This is a genomic window from Winogradskyella ludwigii (assembly GCF_013403985.1).
GTDB lineage: Bacteria > Bacteroidota > Bacteroidia > Flavobacteriales > Flavobacteriaceae > Winogradskyella > Winogradskyella ludwigii.
The window spans coordinates 473,715-486,794 of record NZ_JABFDF010000003.1 but is presented as its reverse complement, the minus strand read 5'-3'; the positions used below and the strand labels follow the sequence as shown (position 1 = coordinate 486,794).

10 protein-coding genes are annotated in these 13,080 nt (G+C 34.0%); 3 read left to right on the top strand and 7 right to left on the bottom strand.

Annotation, left to right across the window (positions count from 1 at the left end; genetic code table 11):
• Positions 1–249 precede the first annotated feature (249 nt).
• A complete protein-coding gene (locus HM981_RS10365; protein WP_179338711.1) occupies positions 250–1,557 on the bottom strand; it encodes a sensor histidine kinase in 1,308 nt (435 codons plus the stop codon).
• Between the two features lie 223 nt (positions 1,558–1,780).
• Between HM981_RS10365 and HM981_RS10360 the strand changes: the two genes are divergently transcribed.
• Together HM981_RS10360 and HM981_RS10355 are read left to right on the top strand one after the other, a co-directional pair.
• Positions 1,781–2,647: an outer membrane beta-barrel protein gene (locus tag HM981_RS10360; RefSeq protein WP_179338710.1), complete on the top strand. Its 867-nt coding sequence runs from the start codon at positions 1,781–1,783 to the stop codon at positions 2,645–2,647.
• Positions 2,648–2,837: 190 nt separating this feature from the next.
• Positions 2,838–4,847, top strand: a complete 2,010-nt coding sequence (locus HM981_RS10355) for a collagen-binding domain-containing protein (protein ID WP_179338709.1) — start codon at positions 2,838–2,840, stop codon at positions 4,845–4,847.
• A 124-nt stretch (positions 4,848–4,971) separates the two neighbouring features.
• On the opposite strand, the gene HM981_RS10350 is transcribed toward HM981_RS10355, so the two are convergent.
• The 4 genes from HM981_RS10350 to HM981_RS10335 all read right to left on the bottom strand — a co-directional run bounded on the left by HM981_RS10350 (position 4,972) and on the right by HM981_RS10335 (position 10,026).
• A complete protein-coding gene (locus HM981_RS10350; RefSeq protein ID WP_179338708.1) occupies positions 4,972–5,856 on the bottom strand; it encodes a carbohydrate kinase family protein in 885 nt (294 codons plus the stop codon).
• Entirely contained in the window at positions 5,857–7,356 is a 1,500-nt protein-coding gene (locus HM981_RS10345; protein WP_179338707.1) for a mannitol dehydrogenase family protein, read from the bottom strand. It abuts the gene before it with no gap.
• A 5-nt stretch (positions 7,357–7,361) separates the two neighbouring features.
• Positions 7,362–9,077 (bottom strand): purine-cytosine permease family protein, encoded by a 1,716-nt coding sequence (locus HM981_RS10340; protein WP_179338706.1) that lies wholly within the window; start codon positions 9,075–9,077, stop codon positions 7,362–7,364.
• 76 nt (positions 9,078–9,153) lie between these two features.
• On the bottom strand, positions 9,154–10,026 hold the full coding sequence (locus HM981_RS10335; RefSeq protein ID WP_179338705.1) for a hypothetical protein: 873 nt from the start codon (positions 10,024–10,026) through the stop codon (positions 9,154–9,156).
• A gap of 254 nt (positions 10,027–10,280) precedes the next feature.
• Here HM981_RS10335 and HM981_RS10330 point away from each other — a divergent pair, with 254 nt between their 5' ends.
• Positions 10,281–11,012, top strand: a complete 732-nt coding sequence (locus HM981_RS10330) for an NUDIX hydrolase (RefSeq protein ID WP_179338704.1) — start codon at positions 10,281–10,283, stop codon at positions 11,010–11,012.
• A 30-nt stretch (positions 11,013–11,042) separates the two neighbouring features.
• Here HM981_RS10330 and HM981_RS10325 read toward each other — a convergent pair whose 3' ends face one another.
• Positions 11,043–12,074: an LLM class flavin-dependent oxidoreductase gene (locus HM981_RS10325; protein WP_179338703.1), complete on the bottom strand. Its 1,032-nt coding sequence runs from the start codon at positions 12,072–12,074 to the stop codon at positions 11,043–11,045.
• Positions 12,075–12,253: 179 nt separating this feature from the next.
• Complete coding sequence (locus tag HM981_RS10320; protein ID WP_179338702.1) at positions 12,254–12,877, bottom strand: MarC family protein; 624 nt, start codon at positions 12,875–12,877, stop codon at positions 12,254–12,256.
• Positions 12,878–13,080: the final 203 nt, after the last annotated feature.

The window sequence follows — 13,080 nt, the reverse complement described above, 5'->3', positions numbered from 1 at the left end:
ATTTCAGAAGCTTTAGGTATTCATTAAGCCCCTTTTTTATTAGGTCTGGTAGTAAGGTTAAATTCTATAGAACCTTTATAGGTTGCGGTAACTAAACTTTAAACTGATGGAGTGTTATGATTTGCTTTTGCGTTTGTCAAAATGTGCGAATCATCATAATGGTATATATCACTTAGTTGCAATTAACAGTCTCGTTTTCTAGCCACTTTAAAGCGTACTTCCAATTGCGTTTAATTGTGAAGGAATTGTTTAGGATTTTGAAAGTGTAAAATAAAATGTAGTACCACTCCCCTCTTCGCTTTCTAGCCAAATCTCACCCTTATAATACGTGATTATTTTTTTTACAATGGAGAGTCCAATACCTGAAGACGTGCCTGTGCTTTCTAATCTGGTAAAGACTTTAAATATTTTATCGAAGTAATTTTTGTTAATGCCGATGCCATTGTCTTTGACAAAGAACTGGAAATGATCTTTGCTTTCCGTGAATCCGATTTCTATTTTGCCATTTTCTTTATCCGAATACTTAATGGCATTTTGAATTAAGTTTTGAAAAACCTGTTTGAATTTCCATGCGTTACCATAGATGTTAGGCAAATTATCTTGAATGCTGATGGTTATGTTGCTTGGAATTAATAGTGTTTTAAGTAGTTCTTCAATAATAGAATTGAAATTGATAAGTGAGTCTTGCGCTTCTAATTTATCGATTGTTGAATAATCTAAAATCCCTTTAATAAGATTATCCATTTTTTCGACATTAAGCAATGCATTGTTTAATGGAGCTAAAAGCTCTTTTCCTAGTGCTTCTTTGTTATCGTCTATGAACCAACCTATTAGTGTATGTATATTTATAAGTGGTGCTTTTAAATCATGAGACACTACATGGGCATATTCGTTTAATTCTTTGTTTTGAAGTGATAAGTTTTTTAATAATTCTTCTTTCTTTTTTTCTTGTGCTTTTATTTGTACTTCGTTTTCTTTTCTCTGTATAACATTGACTAGCATGTTTGCATAAACGAAAAGAATATCTTTTTCATTGTCGTTATATTTATTGATTTTTTTTACCGAATCAAAACCAATAAATCCAATTAATTCATTGTTTTTAATTTTAGGTATGGTAATCAAACTTTTAATGCCTTGCGGTTCTAGAACGGCACGTAGTCCTAATTCACCATCCTTAGGCAAGAGGCTGACGTCTTCAACATAAAAGGCTTCTCCTTTTTTGTGTGCATCTGTCCATTGTGTGATATATTCTATAGGAATATTTTGTAAATTCTCTATTTCGGGATCAATACCTTTAGAGCACCATTCGTAGGTGTTTGAGGTTTCATTTTTTTCGAAATCGTAAGAGAAAACATAACTACGGTCTGCTTCTACAAACTCCCCAATTTGTTTTAAGGATGTATTAATTAATTTATCGATGTCTGATAAATCTGAATTGATATAGGTTGTAGAAATATTAATTAATAAGTCTTGAAAGCGAAGTTGTCTTTCAATGATTCTGTCTTTTTCTAGTTGTTTCAGACTATTTTCTGTATTCGTTTGGTTTTCGGTTTTCATCTGACTTATTGGTATTTAAGGAGGAGTCTCTTTCCTTTTTCGAATATACTATTTTCATTGGTATTACAAAAATAAGATGTTGTAAACACGTTATTTTTTTAGGTTTTGTTGGCATCGCTTTTATCTAAATTTCGTTTCATAATTATGAAAAACTTAACGTTAAACCCCCTTAAGAAATCGTATCTTTAGGATGGTTAATTTTTGACTTCTTAATTTTTATCTTATGAAACAGATTCTTATTGTATGTATAGCATTATTGCTAAGCAGCATAGCTTATGCACAATTTCAAGTTTCGGCAAGCGGTGGTTATGCCATTGGTAGTGCAGGAATGAAGACTGGAGAAATTCAGAACTCTGGTGGTGCAGAAAATGCCTATGGTAGTTATGGCGAAGGTTTAAATGCTCAATTACGCGGAACGTATTTTTTTAATGCGCATTTTGGAGTTGATTTGAGTTTGGGATATCTGCACGGTTCTGATCAGACGGTTTCTAAAGTTCATCTTACAGGATATGATGTGGATGCTGTTGCTAGAGCACGTGCTTTTGGAGCTGCAGCGTCTTTAGTTTATCGCTTTAATCCTAATGTTTATGGTCGTATTGGTGCGCTTGTTAAATTGGGAGGTAAGACTGAAGCTGTTGTGCATCAGAAATCTACGTTTTCTCAAGCAGAAGCTGATGCCATAGGTGTGCCACTTGGCTCGTATTCTGAGACGAACTATGTTGAAGATTATCACGGCCAATTTCCTTTAGGTTTTGTCGCTGCTATTGGTTACGAGTATCCTTTAAACGATCACTTTAGTGTGTTTGCCGAAGCCGAGTATTATGGTATTAGTTTGAAGCGAAAAGATTCTGAAATTACAGCGTTTAATACCAATGTTGTTTTACCTGATGGTACGGTTGCCGTACAAGGGCTCTATACGTTAGATAATTTACCTGCCGGAACTTATAAAACGACGACTTATGTTGATGAGTTGTCGAGTGATAATACAGATCCTTCCAAAGAATTAGCCGTTAAAGTCCCTTATTCTTCCTTCGGACTTAACTTTGGGGTGATTTATAAGTTTAAAAAATCAGAAAAGACTAAACCTTAATGTCTTATAGATGTTTGTGTACAAGCGATCTTTCTAGATTTTTCAAATTCGAGATATAATCAGACATTATACTTAAATCAAGCCATTTATTTGTTCTATTTTTTAAAATTATCCTCCACTATTCGATGAACGACACATAATTAACGCTTAAAATGTTATTTTTGTTATACTTAACCTACAAATACATTTTATGGAAATTAAAAAACTACTATTTAGTTTCGTTGTTTGCTATTCATTTTTCAATGTTAGCAGTCATCTAAACGCACAATCTGATGCTGTAAATCCTACAGCCGCCGCTACAAATTTTAATGTTTTTACTTCTGGTAATGCTATAGCCATCAAAACAGAATCTGAAGGTTCTTGGGCTATTGGAGGTGATTTAACTCTCGATGGCACGCTGAATATCTTTGGCGGAAACACGTATTATAACGGAGATGCACAACCCACTGCGTTGGTGGTGAACGGTAAAGTTAATTATGTCTCTGGTCGGCTACAAGTTTTAGAAAACAACTATATTAAGATCGGTGATTTGTCTACGAGTACTATTTTTGAAGTGGACCAAAACAATGTGATTGCTAATACCCGAATTACAGCATTAGGAGGTTCTTTTGATAGTACACCAAGTATCGCACTTTCTACGCCACAGGCCTATACCTCTATTGCTGCAGATCCTCAAATAGATTTTACAGCTGCGTTTAATGAGTTTATAGCTGTTTCAGATTATTTAAATACACAAAATACCAATGTCTCTTGGAACTTAAATGAATTTAGTCAAGGTAAATTATGGGTTGATTTAATTCCGAATGCTACCAACGTTATTAATTTAACCGTTGCAGAATTTAATAGCTTTAGTGAGATTAAGTTTAATGGTTTAGTGCCATCAGAAATGACTCCATTTATTGTTAATATTACTACTGTTAGCGCAGATCCCGATGTGGTGACATTACACAGTTGGCCTAATATTGTAGGAGGTCCTTTAAGTTATGCACCTTATATTTTATACAATTTTGCAGATGTAAGTTCGACTCTTAATTATACTGGAGGAGCACAAATTTATGGCACTATTTACGCGCCCAATGCTCGTTTTAATAATCGAAGTAATTTTAATATTGATGGGCAAATTATAGTTGAAGCCTTTGAGCAGAATTCAGGAGAAGTTCATCCTTATTTATTTGATACAACTGTAGGTTTTCCTCCAACAACTTCTGAAGAAATTTGCGATGGTATTGATAACAATGGAGACGGTATTATCGATGAAGGCTTTGCCGATAGTGATGGAGATGGTGTTGCAGATTGTATTGATAACTGTCCAGAAGTTGCTAATGCAGATCAAGCCGATTTAGATGGTAATGGCATTGGTGATGTTTGCGACGAACCAGAAATAGAAGAAATTTGTGATGGTATTGATAATAACGGAGACGGTGTTATCGATGAAGGCTTTGCCGATACTGATGGAGATGGTGTTGCAGATTGTATAGATAACTGTCCAGAAGTAGCTAATGCCGATCAAGCTGATTTAGATGGTAACGGCATTGGTGATGTTTGTGATGAACCTGAAATAGAAGAAATTTGCGATGGTATTGATAATAACGGAGACGGTGTTATCGATGAAGGCTTTGCAGATACTGATGGAGATGGTGTTGCAGATTGTATTGATAACTGTCCAGAAGTTGCTAATGCAGATCAAGCCGATTTAGATGGTAACGGAATTGGTGATGTTTGTGATGAACCAGAAATAGAAGAAATTTGTGATGGTATTGATAACAATGGAGATGGTGTTATAGATGAAGGCTTTGCCGATACGGATCAAGATGGTGTTGCAGATTGCGTAGATAACTGTATATATGCCTATAATCCCGATCAGACGGATTCTGATGGTAATGGTTTAGGAGATGCTTGCGATGGCTCTGCTTCATCAGGTCCTTTTTATAGACATAGTTTTAATCTCGAAGCTTATCCTGTTCCATTTAATGGGACGTTACATTTAAAATACAGCACTACTCTAGATGCGAATGCGACTATTGAAATCGTTGACATTAGTGGACGTTTATTAAAACGTTTAACGCATACGATTAGTAAAGATGATGATGATTCTGTTATTAGTCTTGATTTATCTACTGTATCTCAAAATAATAAGATCTTATTTATACGCTTTATCACTAGTGAAGGTACTATTGTAAAACGCGTGATATCTAAGTAACCGTATCTTTATATTTATTGAATTTAAAAAGCCAGATGAATTATTATTTATCTGGCTTTTTTTTATTGTTCTCAATTTTGTTTACTCTAATTGAGAACGCGTCATCCTTATATAGAATAACTTATTAAATCGGTGCTATAAACTGATAAATGTCTTCTGTTTTTATTTCAGGATTGGCTCCTTCACTTCCTGCGACAAGTGCTCCAATAGCACAGGCAAAATTTAAAGCCTCTTGAGGATTTCCATTATTAATCAATTTATTAATTAAAGATGCTAAAAAAGAATCACCAGCACCAACCGTATCTACCACATCAATATGGTAACCACTATTGTAATAAAACATATCGTTGTAGTATAAAATAGCGCCATGACGTCCTTTGGTCACACAAATGGTTTTGGTATTGGTCTGTTTTGCGATGAATTGCATATTTTGCTCTAAAGAATGTGTTTTAGAGTTTAGCTTTTCTCCGATTTCAAAGATTTCGTCGTCGTTGAATTTAATAAAATCGGCTTCATTCATTAAATGATTTAAAACGTCGATGGTATAATATGGTGCTCTTAGGTTGACATCGAAAATCTTATATTTCGCTAATTTTAAGAGTTCATGTAATGTATGTCTTGATACATCGTCTCTTGCTATTAAACTTCCAAACACAAAGGCATCTGCCATTTCTGTTGCTATCTTAGCATCTGCTGTGAGCTGAATATTATCCCATGCTCTTGGATACATAATATTATAAGAAGCCGATCCTTTTTCATTCAACATGACTTTTACTTTACCTGTTTTTAGGATCTCGTCAATTTGTAGGTTATTTATATTTACACCATGTTCTTGTATGAATGTCTTAATTTTTTCACCTTTTTTGTCTGCACCTATGCTCGTAATCATAGAAACGTTGTTGCCTAAGGATTGCAATCGTAAAGCAACATTTAGCGGTGCTCCTCCTATTTTTTTATGCGTTGGGAATACGTCCCATAGCACCTCACCAAAACAAACTATATTTTTCATCTAAATTTCGTTTAAAACATTACTGTTAATATCCTTCACTGATTTTTCAATACCGTTTTGAACAATGTTTTGATAGGCGTTGAAATACGATTTTACAAACGTTTTGTTGTCTTTAAGAGATCCAAATATGGCTTCTATTTCTAAAAAGGCTTCAGGATTGGTTCTGGCTGCGATGGCTTTTTCATTTAAAACACTTTCCATAGCATCTTTAATGATGAGTTGTGTTCCAAATTCATTTTCGCCAACACTATAAATGGCAAACGCAGCGATTATAAAAGCGGCATGATCAATAGATCCCTTTGTCTCTAATTGTGTGTTGATGGTTGGTAAAATAAATATGGGAATTTTAGCAGAACTCTGTGAGCAAATACGATCAATTTGATCTTTTATATAGGTATTTCCAAACCGTTGTATTAATGAGAATTTATAATTTTTTAAGTTTACGCCTTCTAAATCACCTAGTGTTGGTGTGACTTCGTTGCCCATATATATTCTTAAAAACGAACTGATATCTGCATTCCCTACAGCTTCATCTATGGTTGAATAGCCATATAATGCCCCAAGAATTCCCAATACAGAATGTCCTGCGTTTAGTAAGCTTAATTTCATTTTTTCGTAAGGCACAACATCATCTACAAATTGTGCACCAACGGTTTCCCAAGCTGGACGTCCTGCTATAAAATCGTCTTCAATAACCCATTGTTTAAACGGTTCGCAAACGACTGGCCAGGCATCATCAATCCCAGAAGTTTCTTTTAATTTTTCGATGTCTAATGGAGATGTTGCAGGTGTAATTCTATCCACCATAGCATTTGGAAATGAGACGTTCGTTTCTATCCAAGCTAATAATTCAGGTTCAGCCGTTTTTACATAGCTAAGTAACATTCTTTTGGTCATGTGTCCATTACCTTGAATGTTATCGCAAGATTGAATGGTGCAACCTTTTAAACTGCGTTCTTTTCTCAGTTTTAAAGCTTGGGTTAAATAACCGAAAATAGTTTTAGGTGCTTTCGGGTGTTCTAAATCGTGCTGAATTAATGGATTGCTAAAATCGAATTCTTTGGTTGCTTCATTATAGTTATAACCGCCTTCTGTGATGGTTAAGGTGATGATTTTAACCTCTGGACTCGCCATTTTTTCAATCACTTTAATAGGATCTTCAGGAGCAAATAAGCATTCTGTTATTGCTCCAATAACGCGTTTGGTAAGCGTGCCATCGAGTTCTTTTATAATTAACGTGTATAAGCCGTCTTGTTCTTTTAAGGTGTTATATATTTTAGTGTCAAAATCTAATAAAGCCACACCACAGATTCCCCAATCTTTAATAGATTCATCATGTAATAATTCATCGGTGTAAAAGGCTTCATGTGCTCTATGAAATCCGCCAATACCCACATGTACAATACCTGTTTTTAGTTGACTTCTATCGTAAGTAGGACAAGGTATTTGTTTTGCAATTTCTGCTAAATTCTTTTGATTAAGTTTAATTATGTTTTCCATGATGTTTAGGTGTTTTTGATTTTTCCACGTTTAAGTGCCCAATAGGCCGTAACAAAATATATTACTGTACAGATGAATGCGTATTTATAGAATAGCTCTCTGTTTTGTGTGTAGATCTCTTCGTCTGCACTTCCAAATAATACATTACAAGCTAAGATTACTGTTATAATTAAAACCAACAACGAGATGCCTCTTAATATTTTAGTAAATATTGAGATATCTTTAATAATCACCTGCTCTGTTTCTGCTTGTTGTTCTTGAAATTTTGCAATGTTTAGGTTACGTGCGAGTTCTTTTTCTTCAGCTTCTGGATATTTGTCTTTAGCACCATATTTTCCTGCTAAAAGCGTGTAAACGATTATGGTAAATATCCAAGTGGGTATAAATAGGTAAAAGAAAGACATGACATCTAATGCGTTTAGTCCAAATCCGAAGATAAGACCAAGTGCCCATGAAGCGATGGCAGGTTTGCTCACGGTTAATTGGCGGTAATGTAACCAATAGCGTGTATAACCAATACGAGGGAATATTTGATGTTCAGCAAATACAATCGCTCCGACTGGGACTACTAATAAACCCGCATAAGTAAGTAAGGGTAATATTTGAGAAAACACAAAAGGAAAACAAGCGACAACCATGGTAACTAAACCAACAGCTATGGTGGTTTTTTTACGCGAATGATTTTTAAAGATGGCTTGCGCTGCCAAACCGGCTCTATAAAGGTTAGCAACTGCTGTGGTCCAACCTGCTACAATAACGATTACAAAACCAGACCAACCTAAAGCGTAGTATGCTACATCACCTGGATCTAGTTCTACAATTGATTTCCCGAGAATGACGGCTGCACCAGCTCCCATAATTCCGGCTGAAATCCAAGCCACATAGTGCCCAAACATCATTCCTGTACTGGTTGTTAATCCGTAAGATTTCTTTTTAGCAAAACGAAACAACGCCATGTCTATAAGTCCGAAGTGTGTAATGGTATTTGCTGCCCAAGCAAAACCAATGACTTCCGTTAACCCGATACCAGGCTCTCCATCGCTATTTATGCCTGTCCAAATGGATTGGTCTCCTAAGCTTACGAAATCGCTCCATCCTGTAGGAATGGTTTTTCCTAATACCTCTAATGATAAAGCCGGTAAAAGAACAAAAGCACCACAAGTAAACATAACGAATAACCAAGGAGCACAGATTCCAGAAAACTCAGAGACTGCCTTAAACCCATATATGGCAATAGATACCACAACAGAACCTACAATTAAAACGATTACTATAAACCATAAATTTGTGGGATACCAATTGAGTTGTGCCGGAATATCAAAAGCAAATCGTACTGCTGTAGCCGATACTGTAATCATAGCTGCAGAAATCACAGTAAAAATAATGACATTAGCCCAATTATAAAGCTTGGTCATAGAATCTCCAGCAATTTTATTGAGGTAGGTGTATAAACTTAATCGTGTATCTACAGCAATAGGAGATGTAATGAGCGTCCAACTTAAAACGGCTAATATATTACCAATTAACAAACCTAATAAGATGTCTTTGGTTGTTGCTCCTAAAGCCACAAAAGTAGCACCAATAACAAACTCAGTAGCAGCGACATGTTCAGCGGCATAAATACCTGCAAAATGCGTCCAATTGTGCAATTTGTTTTTGGCAATTGGTAATTGTTCTGCTTCTAGGTTTTGGAACTGTTGGAAATCATTGGATGTGTCCATAATATAATTTATTGAAATTAGCCGTTATTTTATTTTTTGATAAAAGAAGCACTATAAATAGCCGTCATTATTTGGTTTAAAAAATTGTGATATCTAGTTGTAATACCGCTTTTTGCTTTTCGGGATTCCACATCGCAGTAACTTCTGCAGGGATTTTTACCTTACCTAAATTAATGTTTTTATTTAAACTTGCTCCTACATTAATAATATTGCCTTGGCCTTCTGTATAAAACGTTTTGTCTGTAATAAACGACCATGCACCACCGATAAAAAGAGATAGTTTATAATCGTCTTTCTCCCAAACTTTACTTTTTATTTCAAAATAATGGGTCCAAGAGTTTTCTAAATCACCATTATCTTGAACTTCATAATCTCCAGATCCTCCACCAAGTATTGTTGCAAAATATAATGCTGTGTTTTTAGAAACATTGACGCCAAAATTTAAATCTACAAAGTTGTATCCTTGATCCTTATCGTAACTCCAGTAGCTTAATTTATCACCTCTTTCTTCAACGCCTGTAAAATTATTATGCGAAACGGCTTCTATAAAGAAATTATCTGAAAAACGATACTTTGCATAAATAGACAGCTCTTGATAATTAGCACTAACATAGTCTCCTGTGTTATTATTAACCACATCAATAGTGGTTAAGCCAGCACCTCCCCATAAACCTAAGGTTAATTTAGAATCACGTGAATTATACTCTAAACTTGTTGCAAAAATTGCTCCTGGGTGAACCACAAATCCGTGCCAAGTGTGCATGTTTTTTATATGAGCACTCATGTTAAATGGTTTGTAATCGTCTTGCGTCTCTTTTTCTTCTTGTGCAGAGGTTACATTAAATCCAAAAAACAGTAAACAACATAACATTGGTAAATGAAGATTACTCCAATTTTGAGAGGTCTTGTTTACGTTGTTTTTTACCAAATTATGTTCTTGTCTGTTCATTCTGTGAGCTTTTAATACATCCAAAACTTATAAACGTCATATTTACGTTTATTTTTCAAATGTAAAACAAATATTTATTAAAAATCAAATTATTATCAAAAAATATATGTTAGCTTATCATCAATGTATGCTATATTGATAATTAACACCTGTAAGTTAAACGGTGACAAAGCTGATTTTAATAATGTATAATTGACGTTTAATTATATTTTGGTATATTAGCCTTAAATAAAGAAACCCTTATTTTTAATTTTATGAAATCTGAAATAATATTAAATATATCTGTAGATTGTGTCGTTTTTGGATATGATATACATACAAAGTCCCTAAATGTTTTATTAATAAAGCGTTACCTAGAGTCTGAAAAAATGGTTTTGGTTGATGATTATGTATTAACAGGCTATCATGTTTATAAAAATGAGACTTTAGATGAAACTGCGACGCGTGTCTTAAAAGAGTTGACTGGTTTAACCGATCAGTATAAAAAACAATTTAAAGCTTTTGGTGATCCGGATCGATTGCTAAATCCGAAAGATTTGATTTGGATAAAAAATGCTGAGTTTCATGAAAGAACCACCACTGTAGCCTATTATTTTTTATTAAAAACTGAAGATGTCAATTTAAAAAACAATAACTATCACGCTAAATGGTTTCCTGTAGATACGTTACCTGAATTGGGTTTTGATCACGAACAGATTATATTAGAAGCTTATGAGGATTTAAAGGTAAAATGTTTATCTGAGCCTATTATATTTAAATTGCTTCCTGATAAATTTACCATAAATGAGGTGCAAGATTTATATCAATCGATATTAGGAATAGATATTGATAATCGGAATTTTAGACGCAAATTGATAAATAAGAAATACATCATTGCATTAGACGAAAAGCAAGTTGGTGTGTCCAAAAAGCCAGCGCAACTGTATATGTTTAGTAAAGAGGTTTATGATAAAGTGTTCCAAAAAAATTATTTAATCAGTATTTAACTTTTCCTATTAAGACTATAGGTTAAAATACTAATGAGGTTGCATTATTGAGGTGCTCACATTTAGTTCGTCTATAATTTCAGCGAACATTTTATGAGATTTAATTCTGTCGTTGATATCATATACGTGTGTAACCGCAACAAGCTCATTTACTTTAGATTGGGCTAGGAATTGTTTAACTAATGCTTTAACCTTAGCTTTACTTCCTATAAAAGAATATTTGAGCATTTGATGTACTTGTGGATTTCTCATAATATCCCTCAATTCATCTGTCATATCTGTAGGTGGTTGTACCTTGGCACGTCTGCCTGTAAATATACCAACGATCATTCGGATTAAAGAGGTTGATAAACGCTCTGCTTCCTCGTTTGTATCTGCTATGATAATATTTACACCAGCCATAATGTATGGTTTCCTTAATGCTCTAGTGGGTTTAAATTCATCACGATAAATGGCCATTGCATCCCAAAAGTGTGTGGTTGCAAAATGACTTGCAAAGGCATATGGTAAGCCTTTTTTTGCTGCTAAATGCGCACTTTCTGTACTAGAACCTAAAATAAAAAGAGGCACTTTTACTCCTTCTGCTACAGTAGCACGTACGTTTGCTTCTTCATTATCTACAGAAAAGTAAGTTTGTATTTTTTCTACTTCAGTAGGAAATGATTGTGCAGCTTCCATGAAGTCGGTACGAATGGCTTCTGCTGTTTCTTTATCCGTTCCTGGAGCTCGTCCTAGACCTAAATCAATTCGGTTAGGATATAATGTTCCTAGCGTCCCAAATTGTTCTGCTATAATTAAAGGAGAATGGTTGGGTAACATAATACCACCAGCACCTACGTTGATGGTTTTAGTGCCTTGAGCCACATAGCCAATTAAAATAGACGTTGCTGCACTTCCAATATTTTCTGCGTTGTGATGTTCTGCTAACCAATAACGCTTATAACCATAATCTTCAGCATGTTGTGCCAATTTTAAGGCATTATCAAATGTTTGCTTAAGCGTGTGGTCTTCAGAAACTAAAGCTAGGTCTAAAATGGAATACGCTATATGGTTAGGGTTCATAAATATATTCAGTTACAACGTTAGATAATAAAAGGTAAATTTATAAAAATGTAGTCGGTTTTATCATCTAATATTTACAAATGTTTGAGATAATATGAACAAAATCTTAGTTTTTACTTCGTTTAAAGTAAAAACTAGTTCATATTTCTGAGCTACTAACTATTTTACTCTCTTTTGATTTAGCTTGCTATTAAATTGAAGGAAATTTTAATCCCTTGGATAATCATACCTGTGCCAATGATGGCTATAATTAACCCCATTATTTTACCAATTACTGAAATCACGTTATGACCAACAATTTTAACAATTAGGTCGCTTATTCTAAAGGTGAAATACGTTAATAAACTCATGGACCCAAATATGGCAATGACCAAAACGATATGTATAATTTCTACATTGGAAACAAAATTCATTGCTGTAACAATCGTTCCAGGACCTGCTAGAATTGGAATTGCTAATGGTGATACTGCAATATTTTCGTCAATGTGAACATGTTCTAGACTTTTTACATTGGACTGTTTGGATTGTAGCATATCAAAACCAATAAAAAAGATAAGGATACCACCCGTAATTTTAAATGCAGGAATACTAATATTAAACAGTTCAAAAATAAATTTACCTAAGAGTACAAAAACGGTTACAATAATAAAAGCAATAACATTTGCTCTTTTATTAATATCTCGTTTTGTTTTTTCGTTAGCTCCTTGTGTTAACGACAAGAACACAGTCATGTTTGATATCGGATTCGTTATAGCAAAAAAGCCTGTAAACACTGTAATACTGAATGTAATTAAGTTGTCCATTAATTATTTAAAATTTTTAATCGCGCAATAACATGAAATACTTCAACATTACCAAAACAATTATTAGTTTTAATATAAGTTTAATACTAAGAACTCAAAGTATTTTTGATGAATTTTATGTTAAGTTTAATCTTAGTTTTTAAAACACCTTTGAACATTAAAAAATAAATAACATTTCTAAAGTGGTTGTCTTATAATACCGT

Bases quoted from the DNA above. Each gene is read 5' to 3' on its own strand.
- HM981_RS10340 (WP_179338706.1), bottom strand. From the start codon at position 9,077: ATGGACACATCCAATGATTTCCAACAGTTCCAAAACCTAGAAGCAGAA.
- HM981_RS10360 (WP_179338710.1), top strand. From the start codon at position 1,781: ATGAAACAGATTCTTATTGTATGTATAGCATTATTGCTAAGCAGCATA.
- HM981_RS10330 (WP_179338704.1), top strand. From the start codon at position 10,281: ATGAAATCTGAAATAATATTAAATATATCTGTAGATTGTGTCGTTTTT.
- HM981_RS10345 (WP_179338707.1), bottom strand. From the start codon at position 7,356: ATGGAAAACATAATTAAACTTAATCAAAAGAATTTAGCAGAAATTGCA.
- HM981_RS10320 (WP_179338702.1), bottom strand. From the start codon at position 12,877: ATGGACAACTTAATTACATTCAGTATTACAGTGTTTACAGGCTTTTTT.
- HM981_RS10335 (WP_179338705.1), bottom strand. From the start codon at position 10,026: ATGAACAGACAAGAACATAATTTGGTAAAAAACAACGTAAACAAGACC.
- HM981_RS10325 (WP_179338703.1), bottom strand. From the start codon at position 12,074: ATGAACCCTAACCATATAGCGTATTCCATTTTAGACCTAGCTTTAGTT.
- HM981_RS10365 (WP_179338711.1), bottom strand. From the start codon at position 1,557: ATGAAAACCGAAAACCAAACGAATACAGAAAATAGTCTGAAACAACTA.
- HM981_RS10350 (WP_179338708.1), bottom strand. From the start codon at position 5,856: ATGAAAAATATAGTTTGTTTTGGTGAGGTGCTATGGGACGTATTCCCA.
- HM981_RS10355 (WP_179338709.1), top strand. From the start codon at position 2,838: ATGGAAATTAAAAAACTACTATTTAGTTTCGTTGTTTGCTATTCATTT.